General features: G+C 32.9%; 18 protein-coding genes. 11 read left to right on the forward strand and 7 right to left on the reverse strand.

The genetic code is table 11. The annotated features are described in order from the left end of the window. Nucleotides 1–7: 7 nt before the first annotated feature. The 11 genes from OXQ85_RS15415 to OXQ85_RS15465 are packed head-to-tail and all read left to right on the forward strand — an operon-like array spanning nucleotide 8 to nucleotide 11,934. Nucleotides 8–1,084: a glycoside hydrolase family 99-like domain-containing protein gene (locus OXQ85_RS15415; protein WP_267405598.1), complete on the forward strand. Its 1,077-nt coding sequence runs from the start codon at nucleotides 8–10 to the stop codon at nucleotides 1,082–1,084. A gap of 3 nt (nucleotides 1,085–1,087) precedes the next feature. Beyond that, nucleotides 1,088–2,026, forward strand: a complete 939-nt coding sequence (locus OXQ85_RS15420; protein WP_267405600.1) for a glycosyltransferase family 2 protein — start codon at nucleotides 1,088–1,090, stop codon at nucleotides 2,024–2,026. A 53-nt stretch (nucleotides 2,027–2,079) separates the two neighbouring features. Further along, the gene (locus tag OXQ85_RS15425) at nucleotides 2,080–3,039 is read left to right on the forward strand and encodes a glycosyltransferase family 2 protein (RefSeq protein WP_267405602.1); all 960 of its coding nucleotides are present in this window, start codon (nucleotides 2,080–2,082) and stop codon (nucleotides 3,037–3,039) included. Further along, complete coding sequence (locus tag OXQ85_RS15430; protein ID WP_267405604.1) at nucleotides 3,036–3,698, forward strand: NAD(P)-dependent oxidoreductase; 663 nt, start codon at nucleotides 3,036–3,038, stop codon at nucleotides 3,696–3,698. Before OXQ85_RS15425 ends, OXQ85_RS15430 begins: the two co-directional genes overlap by 4 nt. Before the next feature lie 50 nt (nucleotides 3,699–3,748). Beyond that, complete coding sequence (locus tag OXQ85_RS15435) at nucleotides 3,749–4,534, forward strand: class I SAM-dependent methyltransferase (protein ID WP_267405606.1); 786 nt, start codon at nucleotides 3,749–3,751, stop codon at nucleotides 4,532–4,534. 10 nt (nucleotides 4,535–4,544) lie between these two features. After that, entirely contained in the window at nucleotides 4,545–6,179 is a 1,635-nt protein-coding gene (locus tag OXQ85_RS15440) for a hypothetical protein (protein WP_267405607.1), read from the forward strand. Then, nucleotides 6,155–7,957: an asparagine synthase (glutamine-hydrolyzing) gene (asnB, locus tag OXQ85_RS15445; protein ID WP_267405608.1), complete on the forward strand. Its 1,803-nt coding sequence runs from the start codon at nucleotides 6,155–6,157 to the stop codon at nucleotides 7,955–7,957. Before OXQ85_RS15440 ends, asnB begins: the two co-directional genes overlap by 25 nt. A gap of 1 nt (nucleotide 7,958) precedes the next feature. After that, nucleotides 7,959–9,107 (forward strand): glycosyltransferase family 4 protein, encoded by a 1,149-nt coding sequence (locus OXQ85_RS15450; RefSeq protein WP_267405609.1) that lies wholly within the window; start codon nucleotides 7,959–7,961, stop codon nucleotides 9,105–9,107. Then, a complete protein-coding gene (locus OXQ85_RS15455; RefSeq protein ID WP_267405610.1) occupies nucleotides 9,104–10,039 on the forward strand; it encodes a glycosyltransferase family 2 protein in 936 nt (311 codons plus the stop codon). Before OXQ85_RS15450 ends, OXQ85_RS15455 begins: the two co-directional genes overlap by 4 nt. A gap of 2 nt (nucleotides 10,040–10,041) precedes the next feature. Further along, nucleotides 10,042–10,980 (forward strand): glycosyltransferase family 2 protein, encoded by a 939-nt coding sequence (locus OXQ85_RS15460; RefSeq protein ID WP_267405611.1) that lies wholly within the window; start codon nucleotides 10,042–10,044, stop codon nucleotides 10,978–10,980. A gap of 15 nt (nucleotides 10,981–10,995) precedes the next feature. Further along, the gene (locus OXQ85_RS15465; protein WP_267405613.1) at nucleotides 10,996–11,934 is read left to right on the forward strand and encodes a glycosyltransferase family 2 protein; all 939 of its coding nucleotides are present in this window, start codon (nucleotides 10,996–10,998) and stop codon (nucleotides 11,932–11,934) included. Here the strand turns inward: OXQ85_RS15465 and OXQ85_RS15470 are convergent. The 7 genes from OXQ85_RS15470 to OXQ85_RS15500 all read right to left on the reverse strand — a co-directional run bounded on the left by OXQ85_RS15470 (nucleotide 11,926) and on the right by OXQ85_RS15500 (nucleotide 19,130). Next, entirely contained in the window at nucleotides 11,926–12,852 is a 927-nt protein-coding gene (locus OXQ85_RS15470) for a hypothetical protein (RefSeq protein ID WP_267405614.1), read from the reverse strand. The two genes, OXQ85_RS15465 and OXQ85_RS15470, sit on opposite strands and share 9 nt — an antisense overlap. Nucleotide 12,853: 1 nt before the next feature. Beyond that, a complete protein-coding gene (locus OXQ85_RS15475; RefSeq protein ID WP_267405615.1) occupies nucleotides 12,854–14,272 on the reverse strand; it encodes an MBOAT family O-acyltransferase in 1,419 nt (472 codons plus the stop codon). Further along, nucleotides 14,272–14,652: a VOC family protein gene (locus OXQ85_RS15480; protein WP_267405616.1), complete on the reverse strand. Its 381-nt coding sequence runs from the start codon at nucleotides 14,650–14,652 to the stop codon at nucleotides 14,272–14,274. The genes OXQ85_RS15475 and OXQ85_RS15480 overlap by 1 nt, the downstream gene beginning before the upstream one ends. Further along, nucleotides 14,652–14,891 (reverse strand): acyl carrier protein, encoded by a 240-nt coding sequence (locus OXQ85_RS15485; protein ID WP_267405617.1) that lies wholly within the window; start codon nucleotides 14,889–14,891, stop codon nucleotides 14,652–14,654. The genes OXQ85_RS15480 and OXQ85_RS15485 overlap by 1 nt, the downstream gene beginning before the upstream one ends. Nucleotides 14,892–14,913: 22 nt before the next feature. After that, nucleotides 14,914–16,638: an HAD-IIIC family phosphatase gene (locus OXQ85_RS15490; RefSeq protein ID WP_267405618.1), complete on the reverse strand. Its 1,725-nt coding sequence runs from the start codon at nucleotides 16,636–16,638 to the stop codon at nucleotides 14,914–14,916. A 92-nt stretch (nucleotides 16,639–16,730) separates the two neighbouring features. Continuing rightward, the gene (locus tag OXQ85_RS15495; RefSeq protein WP_267405619.1) at nucleotides 16,731–17,696 is read right to left on the reverse strand and encodes a hypothetical protein; all 966 of its coding nucleotides are present in this window, start codon (nucleotides 17,694–17,696) and stop codon (nucleotides 16,731–16,733) included. Further along, nucleotides 17,697–19,130, reverse strand: coding sequence for an MBOAT family O-acyltransferase (locus tag OXQ85_RS15500; RefSeq protein WP_267405620.1), 1,434 nt, complete (start codon nucleotides 19,128–19,130; stop codon nucleotides 17,697–17,699). Nucleotides 19,131–19,161: the final 31 nt, after the last annotated feature.

A 19,161-nucleotide genomic window follows, 5' to 3' on the forward strand; every position in this document is an offset into this window, starting at 1 on the left:
TTTAAAAATGAAAGCAAGAGCAATAACATATTACCTCCCTCAATACTACCCCATTCCTGAAAATGACGAATGGTGGGAAAAAGGTTTTACCGAATGGACGAATGTTACCAAAGCAAAGCCATTATTCCCGGGACATCATCAACCCAACTTACCTTCCGAACTTGGATTTTATGATCTAAGAGTTCCTGAAACAAGAGAACAGCAGGCAGAATTGGCAAGAGAGCATGGTATCGAAGGTTTTTGTTATTGGCATTATTGGTTTGGCAATGGCAAACGTATTTTAGATAAAATCTTTAAAGAAGTTTTAGAAAGCGGCAAACCAGATTTTCCGTTTTGTATAGCTTGGGCAAACGAGACATGGAAAGGTATTTGGCATGGTTTGGATAATCAAATCTTGGCTGAGCAGACTTATCCCGGAATTGAAGATTATACTGCTCATTTTTATGAATTATTACCTGCCTTCAAAGACAGCCGATACATCAGAGTAAACAACAAGCCTCTATTTGTTATTTATAAAGCTTTTGATATTCCGGACGTAAAAGTATTTTTAGATCTATGGAATAAACTGGCCAAGGAAAACGGCTTAGATGGTATCTATTTCGTAGGTCATCTTTTTGATTTCAGAAAATATCAGGAAATTCTAGATTTAGGTTTAGATGCGGTAAATGTAGTTCGTATGAATGAGGTTCAGCGTTTACTTCCAAAACCTAAATTGACAATAAAAGAAAAACTGGAATACAAGCTTAAAAATTATGCTACTAATATTCCGAAATACGAATATAGTGAGGCTATAAAAGTTTTGCTGGGAGAAGAGTCTAAACATAAAAATGTAATCCCTACCCTGTTTCCAAACTGGGATCATTCACCGAGAAGTAAGGGAAAAACCTTGGTTCTTCATGATTCTACTCCGGAATTGTTTAGACAACATGTAAAAGAAGCGCTAGATTTAGTAAAAGATAAACCTGAAGAAGAGAGAATTATTTTCATTAAATCATGGAATGAATGGGCAGAAGGCAATTATCTGGAGCCCGATCGCAGATATGGAAGAAAATATTTAGAAGCACTGAAAGACGAAATTCTGTAAAATATGACGATAACCGTTATTATACCTGTTTACAACGCCGAAGAATTTATCGAGAAAGCGGTAGAATCTGTGATTCAGTTTCCTGAAGTGAAAGAGGTTTTATTGATAGATGATGGCTCGAAAGATCATTCATTACAAATCTGTCAGCAAATGGCAGAAAAGCACCCTCTAGTAAAGACGATTCAGCATAAAGACAAAAAAAATCATGGTGTTTCAGCTACACGAAATTTGGGTATGGATCTCGCTTCACAGGAATTTGTAGCATTTTTGGATGCCGACGATTATTATCTTCCCAAGAGGTTTGATGCAGAAAGAGAGTATCTTAAAAATCCAGATATTGACGGAGTTTTCGGAGCTATTGGTGTAGAATTCGTAACAGAAGCCGGAAAACAGAAATACCTTTCTGTGATCAATGATACTGGTTTAACTACCGTTCATCATCCGGCAGAAGGTAAAGAGGTTTTTAATGGTCTTATTCAGATTGATCCTACATTCGGAACTTTTTTTTCACTTATTGCTACAACCCTCAGAAAATCAGCGATTGAAAATCCCAAATTAAGGCTCAATGAAAGCTTGAGAATGCATGAAGATAAAGATTTCATTGTAAAATTATCTTATCACTGTAATTTAAAATCAGGTTTTATAGATAAAGCGGTTGCTATAAGAACAGGACATGAGAATAATACTTTTTCATCGGTTCAGAATAGATCAAAGCAATATTACATCAATCAGGAAAAGCTCTATAACTCGCTATATTCTTGGGCAAAAGAGGAAAAATTACCCGAAGATATTACAGAAATGTTTAAGTTAAAAGGAATTTGCGCTTACATTTCTCAAAAACAAGGTGTAGCAAAGTATATAAATTATGCATTTAAAGCATTAGCAAACCCCAAATTATTGAAAACAAGGTATCAATATTTTGCTTTAAAAAACAGGCTTTAAAATGGTTATATACTACAAGATCATTTAATTATTCAAATATTTTTTTTATATTTTTGAAAATTATAAACACTAAGATAAAAAACACTATGCATCAAAAAATTTCCCTCATTATTCCTGTCTACAATTCTTCTAAATTTTTGTATAAAACTTTGGAGGCAGTGGATGACCAGAGAAAGATATCAAATTGGGATTTGGAACTTGTTTTGGTGGAAGACGGAAGCCCAGACGGAAGTTTCGAAGTAATAGAGGCTTTATCTGATAAATATCCATATATAAAAGCAATTAAACTTTCGAGAAATTTCGGACATCAAATTGCTGTAAAAACAGGTCTTAGCTATGCAACTGGTGATTATATAGCCATTATAGATGATGATCTTCAGGATCCGCCATCACTTCTCCCCCGTTTTTTTGATGAACTAGATAAAGGATACGAAGTAGTATATGGCATCCGGGAAAAAAGAAAAGAAAACAAGTTAAAAAAACTGGCTTATGGCAGCTTTTACAGATTTTTAAATTCAATAAGCGATACCAAAATCCCTTTAGATTCTGGAGACTTTTGTGTGATGACAAAAAATGTAAAAGATAAAATGCTTACTTTAAATGAGCAAAATCCTTATTTGAGAGGTATTAGAGCTTGGGTAGGGTTTAAGCAACTTGGGCTACGTTACGAAAGAAGCGGAAGAGTGGAGGGCGAATCTGGATATTCACTAAAAAAACTTATAAAAATAGCAAAAGACGGTATTTTTTCTTTTTCATCTTTACCTTTACAAATTATCAGTATTTTAGGAAATCTTGGGCTTTTAATTTCTATTCTCTTTACAATATTTACTCTTGTAAGGTATTTAAAAAATGAAATTGAGGTGCCCGGTTATACAACTATAATCATAATAATGGCATTTTTTAATTCTATATTGCTAATTAGCTTAGGATTAATTGGCGAATATATTTACAGAATTTATAACGAAGTAAGAAACAGGCCTTACACTATTATTGAAAAAACGATCAACATATGATTATTGGTAACGGAATTTTAGCAAATGCATTCAGGTCTTTTGATGATGAGAATATAATATTTTTCGCTTCAGGAGTTTCTAATTCGTTAGAAACCAAAGCATCTGAATTCAAACGAGAACTTGATCTTCTTAATTCAACAATTGAGAAATACCCTAATAAAAAGTTGATTTATTTTTCAACTTGCAGTGTGTATGATTCTTCAAAAACTGAAAGCCACTATGTAATGCATAAGCTCAACATGGAAAAAATAATTTCAGAGACTTGCCAAGAATACGCTATTTTCAGAATTGGAAATGCTGTAGGGAAAGGAGGAAATAACAATACTTTAATCAATTATCTTAAAAATTCTATTGAAGAAGGAAAAATAATTAAGGTACATGGCAAAGCAAAAAGAGTTTTTATTGGTGTAAATGATGTAGCTATATTTATTCATGAAAATAAAATAGAAAATAAAATTTTCAATTTAGTATATCCTTACCAGTTTTCTTTAACCGAGGTCATTACTCCTTTAGAAAACCATCTAGGTAAAAAACTAATGTATGAAGTTGTAAATGAAGGCTCGTATTATGATATTGATTTTGAAGATAGCACAAAAGACTTCTTTAGTAAAATATCACCCGAAGAATATTTAAAAAAACTGTATACTACTTATCTGTAACCCCCATTACAAAGACTTTATAAACTGTTAATTATTAAGAAAATTCAAAAATGAAAGAAAAAATACAATCAATTATTGCAGCCGGGCAAAACTATGAATACAAAGATGGAAAATTTGTATTTCTGGAATTTAATGAAGATATCGTTTCTGATTCCCTCGATAAAATTAAAACATTTTTTAAAAAATATGTATGGTTATATGAGCTATTAATATATATTATTGCTCCGCTTTATCCATCCAGATATTATTTTTTAAAGAAATTACTAAAGGAGACAAAAAATTCTGATAAGGTAATTGTAAATTTAGGAAGTGGCTATACAGATTTAAGAGAAGATATTATAAATGTAGATCTTATACCTTATAATCCTGTAAATGTAGTTTGCGACATTACAAAGCTACCTTTTAAGGATAATTCTGTAGATCAGATTATTAATATTGCAGTTTTAGAACACGTTCCTAATCCTCAGGCTGTAATAGCAGAAATTCACAGAGTACTAAAACCTGGTGGAAAGTTATTATGCGAAATTCCTTTTATGCAAGGTTTCCACGCATCTCCGTACGATTTTCAAAGATTTACTTATGAAGGAATAAAAGTACAATTTCAGGAGTTTAATAATCTTAAAATACATTCAATCAGCCCAACAGGTGGTATGCTTTGGCAATTGCAAGAATGGGTGGTCATGCTTTTTTCATTCGGAATTAAGCCTTTACACAATATTTTATTAATTATTGTAATGTGCCTTACTTTCCCTATTAAATTCTTAGATGTTATCTTACAATACCATCCGCTAAGTAAAAATATTGCATCTGCATTCATTTTTGAATGTGAAAAATAATACCTATTGTATGAAGTTTATTCAAAAAATAGATATCTATAAAATTTTCTCAGTAATTATTATTATTGGGACAGTATTTTTGGGCTACATTACCTATACCAATTTAGGTAAAGGATTTATTTTTAATGACGAAGCATATTATCTTTCCTATTTTAAAAATAAAGGAGAATATTTGAGCTTTGACAGAACTAATTATTTCAGAATTTTTAAGTTCCTGTATACTCCAGATATTCATCGTTTCAGAATCAATACTACGACTACCCTTATCCTAAGTAATTTTATCCTGTACTTCTGCGTCTTCAAATATTTCAAAATCAATAAATATATATTTGTTTTCAGTTTAATAGGTATATTCGTTGCTTTCCATACTTGGAGTATTACTAATCTATCCTTACAACAATATATAGGAAATACAATTCTGGTAAATATAGGATTGTCATTAATTCTCATTTCATTTTTATTAAAAAAGCAATTCATTATATTATTTGCTGGGTTTATTCTATCTTTTATTTTGTTTGATGGAAACTCTCACGTAGTTGTATTAATCCCAATTTCGCTATTTTTATGGTTGGCAGATAAAGAAAAAAGGATAACAAATTCTTTATATTATCTTGCTGGTTTTTCAATTGGTATTATCATCTATTTTACTACGATGGATACCACAGAAAACTTCTTAGATCAATTCAAATTTTTAAAAGAATATCTTACATTCCACAGAAAGCAACACTCAAAAAGATTTATGGTGCTTTGGTTTGTATATCTTTTCTTGAATGCAATTTTACCAGTAGCCATTGCTTATTTCTTTTTAAAAAAAGCAAAGTTTTCTTTAAAGTCAGTTAGTATTCTAGAGAAAATAGTGGCTGTAACGGGGATATTAACTGTAATCACTTATTTCTTTTTTTTAGAATACGGTTACATCATGCAAATTCTATTTACCCATTTACTTGTACTTAGATTTTGGTTATTGAAAGATGAACCAATAGCAAATAAATATCTCATTACGCTGCTTTTAGTAATCCCATATGGTTTAACGTTTGGATCTCAAACATGGTTCCATTTGCGTTTACATGTCTATATAGTTTATTATTTTTTACTTACACTTATCTGCTTTATTAAATTATACCGAAATATCTCCTGGATAGCCGGGTATTCAATCGTTTTAATTTTCTTAATCGTTACTTTTCCGGCGCGTCTTACAGAAAAAGGCTGGAAAGATTTTGTTTTTACAGAACAAAATGAGAAGGTGAAAGTAAACGGATATGACCTTTATTTAGACAAAGGCAGAAAGAAAGATTTGGATGACTTGCGACCTTATCTGGAAAACCAACCGAACGTAATATATTCCAGCAATCATTTAATGGGGTATTTGTATATGTTGGATGCCACACCACCTATTTACTATTACTTTACATTAAAGGACTATATTGATTATATTATAAAAAAAGTTGGTAAAACACCAGATGACTACATTTACATTGAAAGTAATGATTATCCTTTCAGTCCAAAAGAAATTATACCTTTAAAATTTGTAAATCATCCAGAAAAATATAAAGTTGTAAAAACAGGCAGATTCACATTGTATCTTCCTGCTCAATTTCAAAAAAAAATAATAAAACGCCCATGTGTGGAATCGCCGGAATCATAACAAAAAACGCCCGAAACTATCAATCTGAAATTCAGAAAATGACCGATGCCATGGAGTATCGTGGTCCCGATGCTGCAGATCATGAATTTTTTGAGAATGCCGCTTTGGGACATCGCAGACTTTCTATCATTGATTTATCTGAAAATGGTAAGCAACCTATGTTTTCCAGCACAAAGAAAGAATGTATTGTTCTGAATGGTGAAATTTATGGTTACCAGGATATTAAAAATCAATATTCGGATTACCCTTTTCGGGGAGGCTCTGATACAGAGGTGATTTTGGCCATGTACCAGAAAAAACAAAAAGACTTGATTCATGATCTTCCCGGAATGTTTGCCTTTGCTATTTGGGATGAAGAAAAACAGGAGTTATTCTGCGCCAGAGATCGTTTTGGAGAAAAACCTTTTTATTACGCAATCGGACAAAACGGAGAATTCATATTTGCCTCCGAGATCAAAGCGATTCTTGCGACCGGATTGATAAAACCTGAAATTGATAAAGCACAAATTGCCTATTATTTAAAGAACGGCTACATCCATCCTCATAAAACGGTTTATAAAAATATTTTCAATCTAAAACCTGCCCATACTTTAGTTTTAAAAGATGGCAAGTTTGAGATAAAACCATATTGGAAAATTCCTACTCAGGATTCTAAATTGAGTCTGGAGGAAAGTATCGAAAAGTTTAAATACCTTTTAGATAATGCTGTAAAAAAACAGCTGATTGCCGATGTTCCCGTAGGTTCATTTCTTTCGGGAGGTCTAGATTCAAGTACCATTGTGGCTGTGGCATCAAAATATAAAGAGAACATCAAAACCCTTGTTTATGGTTATGAAAGTGGTGATTTGAACGAAATGCCTTATGCACAAGCCATTGCCGATAAATACAAGACCGATCACCATATTCTTTTAGACAGAAAACAGAAAATTTCTGAAACCCTTCAGGAAGTGTATTCTTATATGGATGAACCTTTGATGGATACTTCTTTGCTTCCAACTCACCTTATTTTCAAAGAAGCGTCAAAAGATTTGAAGGTTATTCTTTCCGGGGATGTGGGTGACGAATTATTCGGTGGGTACAGTTTCTATCGCTATAACATCAATATTTCTGAAAAGGGATATTACCCAGATTATTTGTCTAACATGTTTCTTTTAGCAGGAAAATTCAGAGAAATTGGTTCAGAAAGACGTCATAGAGCAGAATATAAAGACACGTTAGATTATCATCAAAACAAAGTAAGAAACCATTTTACGGTTGCCGAAATAAAAAAATTAGGAATTCAGGAAGAAGTTCCGGGGCAAGATTTCAGCTTCACTCCAACTAATGAAAACTACAATGATTTGATGCGAATTGATCTGGAAAAATACGTTCCCGCCAATATGTTGTTGAAAGGCGACAGAACCTCTATGTATAATTCTGTAGAGGTGAGAATTCCGTTTTTGGATATTGATTTTGCTGAATTTTGCATCCAGCTTCCTTCTCAATATAAAGTAAATTCAACGGAAGATAAAATTATTCTGAGAAAGGCTTATTCACAGGCATGGACAGAAGAAATTGCCAAACGTAGAAAAAATGGCTTCGGAGCTTCTGTAAGCGAATGGTTTAAGGAACCAGAATTACAAGCTTTAAGTAAAGAATTACTAGAAAATAAAAACAGCTATATTTTTGAATATCTTGATTTTAATGAAGTTCAAAAAAAACTTAACAGACAGCTTCAGCACTGGAATTTATTAATTCTTGCACTTTGGTTTAAAAACAATAAAAAGCACTTACAATAGCATGAAAATAGGATTGACAAAAAATGATTACCCCATCAGAAGGAATATTTTAGATAAAGTTCCCGGCTGTGAGTATGTTCTTCTGAGAAATAACAACAATCTTTTTCATTCATTGTCGACAGTAAAAAATTTAATCTTTCGCAAAAAATCAAATATCGAAGGAAAATATTATTTTTATCAAAAACCTACAATTGATGTTCTGCATCTTTATAATGACATCAATTATTCTTCCCAAAAGTGGGTTGCTTCTTTTGAAACATTGGTTCCGCGTTTTTTGGAAACAAGAAACGATCATCAAAAAACTGAACCTCAACATATAAAAAACTCAAAAACAGCAGATGGGCTGAAACAAATTGCCAAAAAAAATTGTTTGGGAATAGTTTCTATTTCACAGGCTTCTGCCAATATTCAGCTAGAACTTTTAAAGCATTATCCTGAATTTAAAGATCAGATTGAAGCTAAACTTACGGTAATACATCCGCCTCAGGAAATTATTCCAAGAGACAGTTCGAATATTTATAACAATATTGAAACATTCAATTTAATTTTTGTCGGAACACAATTTCACCTGAAAGGCGGCGTAGAAATGGTAGACGTTTTAAGAAAACTAAAGTCAAAATATAATTTTAAACTGACGATTGTTTCATCTTTTAAAACAGATAATTACGTAACCAAAGTTTCTGAAAAAGAAGCTCAGGAAACCAAAAAACTTCTGAAAAAAGAAGACTGGATCACCTTATTCGAAAATATTCCGAATGAAAAGGTGTTAGAATTAATCAAAGAATCTCATTTCGGTTTGTTGCCCACTTGGTCAGACACCTACGGATTTTCGGTTCTTGAAATGCAGGCTGCGGGAGTTCCTGTAATCACGACAGACATTCGGGCTTTACCGGAAATTAATAATGAAAATTGTGGTTGGTTAATCAATATTCCTCAAAATCGTCTGAAGCAGGCGCTTTATTATACTGATGAACAAAAAGAAGAGCTTAAAAAAGCCATAAAAACTCAACTTGAAAATATTATAGAAGATATCTTTGCCAATCCTGAACAATTAAAAGAAAAATCAAAAAATTCTGTGGAAAGAATTAAAAAGAATCATGATCCTGATATCTTCAGTGAAAAATTAAAATCCATATACAGCAAAGCATGAATGTTTCGGTAATCATCCCTGTTTATAATGCCTCAGAATTTTTAGAAAAAGCGGTAAATTCTGCCTTGCAATTAAACGAAGTAAAGGAAATTGTTTTAATTGAAGATAAATCTACCGACAATTCTTTAGAGGTTTGTCAAAAGTTGATATTGAAAGATTCACGGATTAAATTGTATCAGCATCCCGACAAAGAAAATCATGGCGCAGGAGCTACCCGAAATTTAGGATTAGAAAAAGCAAATTACGAATTTATTTCATTTTTAGATTCTGATGATTATTATCTTCCGAATCGTTTTGATGCAGAAAAAAAAATTTTTAAAGATGAAAAAATTGAGGGAGTATTTGGCGCAATTGGCGTAGAATATTTAACCGAAAAAGGTAGAAAAGAATTTGAAGAAAAATTTAAAAATATTTCTTTAACTACAGTAAATTTTCCAGCAGAAGGCAATGACGTATTTTTGGGATTATTGGGCTTAACTCCCAAAGTCTTCGGAACTTTTTTTCATTTGAATGCCTTAACTATCAGAAAATCAGCTTTAGAAAAGAATAATTTACGCTTTAACGAAAAACTTCGTGTACATCAGGACTCAGATTTCATTGTTAAACTGGCATTTCATTGTCATCTGAAATCCGGAATTATAGATAAAGCTATTGCTATAAGAGGTGTTCATGACAATAACAGAATTACAAAAATTGTAAGATATTCACCTCAATACAATGAAAGACAGCTGCTACTTTGGACCTCAATGAATGATTGGGCTAAAGCAAACGCCTTATCATCTGAGGCTAAAGCTAAAATTTATTTAACTTATAAATCATTTGATCTGGCGCTGAAAAAAGGATTGAACAAATATTCAAACATCTTTTTAGAGGTCATCAAAAACCCGCTTATTTTAAAAACACAATATCGTTTTACATATCTCAACCGATAAGTATGAAAATATCCGTCATCATTCCCGTTTATAATGCTGAAAAGTATGTTTCACAAGCTGTGGAATCGGCTTTGCAGTTTGAAGAAGTCTATGAAGTTGTTTTAATTGAAGACAAATCGCCCGATAATGCGCTGGAAGTTTGTCAGAAATTAGCGGAAAAATATAATCAGGTAAAGCTTTATCAACATCCTGACAAAGGGAATCACGGGGCAGGAGCTTCAAGAAATTTGGGTTTGGAAAAGGTAACCGGAGATTTTATTGCATTTCTAGATGCAGATGACATTTATTTACCCAATCGTTTTGATGCGGAAAGAGATTTGTTTAAAAATCCTAAAGTAGAAGGCGTTTACGGAGCCACTGGTGTTCAATATTATTCGGAAAAAGCGAGAGAACAATATTATCCTATTTATCAAGACAAATTGGATACTGTATATAAAAAAACTGAGCCAGATCATGTTTATCAAGGATTAGTTCATTTTAGAGGAACTTTTGGATTGATTCATTTGGATGCTTTAACGCTAAGAAAATCTTCAATGTCGAAGATTCATAAAATGTTCGAAACCTCTCTCCGACTCCATCAGGATTCTGAATTTGTTGTGAGATTAGCCTATTACTTAAAATTGTATACAGGAATTAACGAAACGCCTGTGGCTCTGAGAGGTATTCATGAAAACAACAGAATTACAACGGTAGATTCTGCTAAAATAAATCCTGCAACAACGCGTGTTTTATTGTGGAAAGAATTAGATCAATGGGCACATAACGAGCCTTCTATGCCGGAAAATGTGAAAATTCATATCCATAGAATGCATCGCAGTTTTGAGATTGCCATTGCTCCAAGATTCAAAAAATACGGAATGATTGCAAAATATCTCATCACCGACTACAAAAGTATTCACTCAGGATTATATAATATTAATTTCAGACATTCGATATTTTAAGTTAAATTTATATTAATGAAAATATCTGTCATCGTTCCCGTTTATAATGCCGAAAAATACGTTTCTCAGGCTGTAGAATCTGCTTTGCAGTTTGAAGAAGTATTCGAAATTATCTTAATTGAAGATAAATCGCCGGATAATGCCTTAAAGGTTTGCCAAGAACTTGCGGAAAAACATGAAAAAGTAAAGCTTTTTCAACATCCAGACAAAGAAAATCATGGTGCAGGAGCTTCAAGAAATTTAGGTCTAGAAAAAGCAAACGGAGATTTTATTGCCTTTTTGGATGCAGATGATTATTATCTACCCAACAGATTTGATGCTGAAAAAGAAATGTTCAAAAATCCTGAAGTAGAAGGTATTTACGGAGCTATTGGCGTTCAGTATTATTCTGAAAAGGCAAAAGAACAATATTATAATCAATATGAAGATCGTTTAACCACTGTTTATAAAAAGCATCATCCAAAAGATGTATTTCCGGGACAAATACACATGCGAGGAACTTTCGGGCAGTTTACGCTAGATGCGCTTACAATACGCAAAACATCTTTACAGAAGATGAAGGATTTTTTTAAAACAAATTTAAGGCTTCATCAGGACAGTGAATTTCTTTTCAGACTCTCCTATTACCTCGATCTTTATCCTGGCATTTTAGACCAAGCTGTGGCCATGAGAGGCGTACATGAAAATAATAGAATAACAAAGGTGAATTCAGGCAAAATAAACCCTGCAACAACCCGCGTTTTACTGTGGAACGAGCTTAATAATTGGGCTAAAAACGAAGAAACACTACCTGAAAATGTAAAAACTCATATCAACAGAATGCATCGAAGTTTCGAGATCGCTTTGGCTCCAAAAATTAAAAAATGGGGAATGATCGGGAAATATCTGATTACAGACTATCCAAGTATACGTTCGGGATTATTTAATATTAATTTCAGAAAGAATTTATTTTAACTTTTTCTTATCCAATAAGATAGAATCAGCAATCTGAGCTGTAAACTTTTTACCAGATTCTTTATACATGTGGTTTCCGTCTGTATAAATATAATCATCCGGTTTTTTAGATAAATCGAAGAACTTTACTCCATTTTCTTTAGCAATATTCTGTATTTTTTCACTGAAATCGGGTGCGTATTGATCTTCAAGCTTCATCATTCCACCAAAAGCTGGAATTCTTACAATATAAACGCTCCCTTTATTCTTCAGGTATTGAATCATATCAACAAAGCCCTTCGTTCTAAAGGGTGATACTTTTTGATTCTTCATTAAATCTGTATAGCCTTCAATCTTTTTTACCGCTCTTGCGCTTACACTATCAGGATGTACGTCTACACTTACTTCCATCCAGCCGTTTTTATGCAAATAGGTTACAGATTTTCCAGCTTCTTCCCTTTCTCTGTAAATATTAAACCAACTTCTTGAATAATGTTTTAAAAGATATTCATAATTCGGAGTCATGTTGAAAAAATTCATATCTGCCAAAGGGGAATTTTTATCCGGATCTTCTTTTGAATTTTCCAAACTTTTATCCAATGACAAGCACCATGGATCAACAGTTAAAATAAAAATTCCGTCTTTTGTATCGGGATTTATTTTTTTCTTTAACGCTTCAAGATAAACCTGTCCGTAAGGTGAATCTCCAATATTTAAAGCGAAATTATTGAATGTTTTACCTTTAAATTTTTCGTCCAAAACGTCCGGAACCAAAGCCTGGCCGCCGCGGGAATCTCCCAAGATCATATTTGAAGGACTTGGCCCAATGTAATGTCTGTAATTATCATCTGTATTGCCGTCTGCATAAGTTCCCAAGAACAGTAGAACGGCCACAATTCCTACAATATAAAACGATATTTTAATTAAAAACTTCTTCATATTAAAACTGTTCATAGATGAAACTTCCATTTCCAAATACACCGTAATACATGATCATAAAAATCAGAAAAATGTAAAATAGTCTTCTCGTAACAGGTTTGAAACGGCTGATTTCAAGACCGTGTTCTTTATCTTTATTCAACCAGTCTATAAAAATAATGATTCCTATTAATCCTAAAATTTTAACCTGAATAAATTTCGGAATTGAGAATAATGAAAGGCTGAAAATTCTGCCATACATTCCGAAAGCATCTGTAAGATTCGGTGCCACAAAAAGAACTAAAGCAAAGCAAACCATAGTCATTGTAAGCATAATATTTCCAAATTCCGGAAGCGTAGGAATAGATTTGGTAAATTTTTTCTTCTTGTTTAATTTGTCTTTTAAAATCAAAGGAACATAATAAAGTCCGTGAAGTAATCCGAACAATACAAAGGTAAATCTCGGTCCGTGCCAAGCTCCAATTAATATAAAATTCAAAATAATAGCGGCAATTAATCCCTTCTTTTCATAGTCTCTAAACTGAATAACCAAGGGTGTAAAAACATATTCCGTTAACCAAGAAGTTAGTGAAATATGCCATTTTCGCCAGTAATCTGCAATATTTTGCGCAAACAATGGAAAAGCAAAATTTTTCGTGATTTTAAACCCTAATAATTTCGCAAAACCAATCGCCATATCGGAATATCCGGAAAAATCGGCATACATTTCAAAAAGAAACAATACCACACCAAAAGCAACTGTACTTCCCGAAAGGTGATCGTAATTTTGAAAAATTTCCTGAGTAATCGGTGTGATGCTATTAGCAACCACTAACTTTTTAAATGCTCCTAAAAGAATTTGTCTCGCAGCATCTGAACCGTTTTCAACCGTAAAAACTCTTTCTTTTTTTAATTGAGGCAACAATAATCCAGCTTTATCAATCGGCCCGGAAGTCATACTCGGAAAGAACGCAATATAATTGAAAAAAGCCAACGCATCGGTTTCTGCTTTCAATTTATTATTCTTTATATCAAGAAGATAACTAATCATTCTAAAAGTATAAAAACTGATACCCAAAGGAAGGATGATCGTTAACGTAAGTGTGCTTTTAATATTAAATAAATCGGCAAAAGAATCGATAAAGAAATTGAAATATTTAAAATAAAACAGCGTCCCGATAGAAAAAAGAAGCCCAAGATTGACTAATAATTTCTTTCGTTTAGGCTCTTGACTTTCAGAAATCTTTAATCCTAAATAATAACTAATTGCCGAGCTTGCAATCAAAAGTATTAAAAATCTCCAGTCCCAATTGGCATAAAAAATATAACTGGCCAATAGTAAAAATACATTCTGTGCTTTAAGTTTTTTACCTAAAACCCACCAGTAGACAGCAAAAACAACTGAGAAAAAAAGAATGAATACTAATGATGTAAACTGCATCAATTCGCGTTTAAAAGTTCAACAATTCCATAAGGAAGCATCAAAAAAGCTACTTTTCGATTATTGAAAAGAATAGCTTCTTTGGGCGGAGAGATCAACATTCCTCCATTTTGTGTAAGATGTTCTATGGTTGCGTTAATATCTTCAACCTCATAACAAATATGGTAGTAAGAAATTCTTTTTTTCAAAAGATTCTCAACAGGTTTTCCCGAAACAAATTCGATATTTAAACCATCTTCAACCGTCACCATGCAAAGTTCTGCTTGTTGATTAGGATCAAAAACCACGGCAGTTTCTTCAACAATTTTATGAAGCTTTCTGATATTTTGGAGTTCTGCCTGTATATCTTTACAGGCAACCCCAACGTGATGAAATTTCATTATAATTTCGAAGCTATAGAATCTGCCATTTCACCGACATTATTCCAACTTTGGATTTCTGAAGATGTAAAACGAATCCCGAAAGCCTTTTCAACAGCCACAATCAACTGAATATGAGAAAGAGAATCCCACTCTTCAATATCATCTGCAGTCGTTTCAGCGTTTAATACAATTTCTTCGTTATCCAATTCTTCTTGAAAAACATTCGTAAGCTTAGTTAAAATCTCATTTCTATCCATAATGCGTTATTAAAATTTAGAATTATTTATTTGTTATAAAAACTTCTTTAGTTTGATATTGATCTACATTCAAAATCCATTTATCTTCCTGAACATCAAATCCTAATCGACCATAATGATCGGCAACCATTTGATTTTTAGATGTTGGAATATATTCTCCCACAACATATTTAAAGCCGTTCTTTTTGGCAATATCTACAATGGTATTTAATGTAAAATCTTCCATTCCGCGCTTTAAAACACGGCAACTCATCAGCCAGGTATCGATGAAAAGTGTTTCCTGATCTTTCTTTTCTAGAACAATCACACAAATCAATCCGTTATCGCCATATTTATCTTCTAATGTGAAAGAAATCGTATGATGATCTTCGGAATTCATTAGATTTTCGACTTCTTGTTCTGTATATCTTATCGTTCTTAAATTGAACTGATTGGAACGTTGCGTTAACTGAGAAACTCTCGGTTTTGAAAAATTATTGAATGCCTGAACATCCGAAACCATATTCATACTTTTCAGGAAATCTTCTACGTTGGTAAAGCTTTCCAAAGCAATCGCCCGTTGTGCTTCTACCTGATATTGTTTTGTTCTTTCAGCATCATTTTCAGAAAAACTTGCCGTTTCGAACAGATTTAAACTGTATAAATATTCAAGATATTCTGCTGGATCTTCAGGAAGTTCCGGAACGCAAACATCAGGAAGATTTTCTCTTACGATATTTCTTTCAAACGGATTGTCATCAAGAAAAACCATAGAATCAAACCCTATATTCAGAATACTTTGAATTTTTCTGATATTATCTGCCTTGTTATCCCAATTCGCAACGAAAACTGCGATATCATCAAGCTTCAGCACCATATCAGGATGTTTTTCGAATGGCTCTTTCGCTTTATCTTCATCATTCTTGCTACAAACAGCAACAATAACTCCTCTTTTCTGTAAAGATTTTACCCAATATTGAAATTCGGTGAAAGCTTTTCCAATGCCTAAACTTCCGATCTGAATTTTTTCTAAACCATCGTCACCAATAATTCCGCCCCAAGTGGTGTTATCCAAATCCAGAATTACACATTTTTTAAATTTACCCTGAATGGAAGAAATAATGCTCATCACATGATTTGCCACAATTGGCAACGCATCCAATGAAAGAACCATTTCTGTATTCACATAAATATTGGGAGAAAACATAAAATTTCTGCCCCATTTATTTTGAAGTGAAACAAGATCGGCAATGAAAAAATTACTTTTATTGATTCCGACTTGAGCGGAAAGAAGATAATTCAATTTATTTAGTTGAAAAACAAAAGATGATTCTACTTTATTGGCAAAATTTCCAAAAACCTGATTGTCAATCCCCGGAAAATTACAATAAATTACTTTACTTTTTGTTCTACTTTGAATGGTTTCGTATAATTCTTCTACGTAGTTGATTTTTTTTTCGGCAAAACTCAATTGAGAATTATAAGACTTGTAATACTGACTTAATAGTTTATGTGAAGATTCGAAAATGATCGTATAATCTGCTTCAAACTCATAATATTCAGAAGTTGGATCTAAAATTTGTCTGGAGATCTGACCGAAATCTGCTTCGAAAACATCCAAATCAAAGCCATGATCTACCGCCGAGCCCTTCAGTGCAACATTAAGAAACTGGGTTGCTGTATCACCCAACAAGGCTAACTTTATTGTTTTTAACCCCTGTGGTTTTTTACCTATATTTTTCTTTAATTGAGTGAATGTTTTCATCATAGGTTTATGTTTAAGGCTGCAAAATACGACTTATCTCAATCATTTACAAAACCCTGGTCGTTCTTTAATTAAATCTTAATGTGAAAATAACTCTATTTTTTGTCTAAAATTTCTTCCAGCAACGGAGCCATTTTTGCAGAAAGTATCCTCGATCCTTTTTCATTTAAATGCCCTGTATCCCATCTGTTTTCATATTGATAAAATTCTGGGTATTCATCAGGATTCACAAGGCTTATCACAGGAACTTTCAATACATTTTGATATACTAAAAGTTTCTTCGCATCCGGCTCTGCAGGCCCTGGAATAAACATGATTAGCTGAATATTTTTACGCTTACATTTTTCTGCCAATTCATTGATTTTTTCAACTAAAATTTTATTTGGAACATGCTTTTCGTTATCTGCATGATATTTTTCTAATCTGGTCTTAATAACCTCTTTCAGTTTCGCTTCCTTCATTCTTGGCACCACGCTGTATTCTAATGCCGAAAACCCCTGTTTTTGATCTACTGAAATATCGTAAGCATTATTAATCGTTCTTTCGTCGTGACATTTATTAAAATGAAAAACATTCAACACAAAAGAAGCAGCAGACAAGGCAACTTGTTTATAATCATGTTCCTCTTTCTGAAATTTCATTGCAAAAAGTGTGTTCTCATAATTAAAAGCTCCGAAACTTCTTTCAGTTTTTAAGTTCTGTCTTGTAATATTTATTTTATCCTGAAGCTCCAGCACAATATATTTAGGTTTAAAAGAAGGATTTTGTAAAACATATTCCAACGTCTGAAAATTTTCAAGATTAAAACCCGCATTTGCACCTAAATTGTAGGATTTTATACCTTTTATCTTTTCATCAATCAACTTACTGTCAATTTGATCATTCACTTTTGAGCTTCCGATAAAGTATAAATTGTATTCAGGATGTTTTTTAAGATAATCTAATTTCGCATTCAAAAAAGGATATGAATAATTTGTATTCGGGCTAATAGCAAGTTTTATCAAGCCAATTACAAACATAATGGCAACAAACAGGGATAAGATGGAAAGAAACTTTTTCATTTAAAATTGAAAATAAATAAATTCATTACTTCCGAAATTGGCAAAATTCAACACTAAATATGCCACTATAATATAAATAACAGCCTGAACAAATGGTTTTTTTTCCTGAATTTTCAAGCCGTAATCATGTGTTCTGTTCATCCATTCCATTCCAAGCATAAAAATGACAAGTCCGAATAAAACCGGACGGAATTCGGTCGGAAACGAAAATAAACTTTGACTGAAAATACCTTTAATATAACCAATGGCATGAGAAACGCTTTCTGCTCTGAAGAAAATCCACGCAAAACACGTTAATGTAAATGTAAGAAGAATACTAAAAACCTCTCTGAAAGAAGGAATTATCTTCCCCATGGCAACAACTTCCAGATTATGTCTGTTCTTTTCAGCCAACAATAACGGGAGGAAAAATACGGCATTTAGTCCGCCCCAAATAATGAATGTCCAATTCGCGCCGTGCCAAAAACCACTGACTAAAAAGATGATAAAAGTATTCCGAATTTTCATCCACAAACCTCCCTTGCTCCCTCCTAGCGGAATATAAAGGTAATCTCTGAACCATGACGAAAGTGAAATATGCCATCTTCTCCAAAACTCAGCAATATCTCTTGAGAAATACGGATAAGAGAAGTTTTTTAATAATTCTATTCCAAATAATCTTGAAGTTCCCAATGCAATATCTGAATACCCTGAGAAATCTCCATAGATCTGGAAAGCGAAAAGAACGGCTCCCAACGCGAGATTACTTGCACTTTCGGTTTGATAGTTATTGAATATTTCGTTAACAATCGGAGCGCAATTATCGGCAATCACCATTTTTTTGAAAAATCCCCAAAGAATCTGCGCCATTCCGTCTTTTGCTTTTTGATAATCGAAAGAACGCTTCACCTGAATTTGAGGAAGTAAATGCGTTGCTCTCTCAATAGGCCCCGCCACCAAAAGCGGAAAATAGCTAACGAAAACGGCATAATCTACATAATTTCTTTCTGCCGGAATACGTTTTTTATACACATCAATCACATACGAAAGCCCATGAAATGTATAGAATGAAATACCAACCGGCAAAATCACTTTTAAAATCCACATATTGACTCCGAAACCGAATGCTTTTAATAATTCGGCAAAGTTTTCGATAAAGAAATTATAATATTTAAAGAAACCTAAAAATCCCAAATTGATCCCAATACTGATGACCAGCCATATTGTGGCTTCCCGTTTGGTCTTGCTATTCTCGATTTTAATGCCGGAAAAATAATCCAACCCAATGGAAAACATCAGAAGAAAAAGAAACCGCCAATCCCAACAGCCATAAAAGTAAAAACTGGCTGCCAGTAAAAGCATATTCTGAAATTTATAATTCTTATTAAATACAAACCAATAGAGAATAAAAACTATTGGCAAAAAAATAAGAAAGGCAATAGAATTAAAGAGCATAGAGGGATTTTCTTTAACGGAGATAAATATA

The sequence above is a fragment of the Chryseobacterium sp. GM_Chr_2 genome, assembly GCF_026540445.1.
Lineage (GTDB): Bacteria > Bacteroidota > Bacteroidia > Flavobacteriales > Weeksellaceae > Chryseobacterium.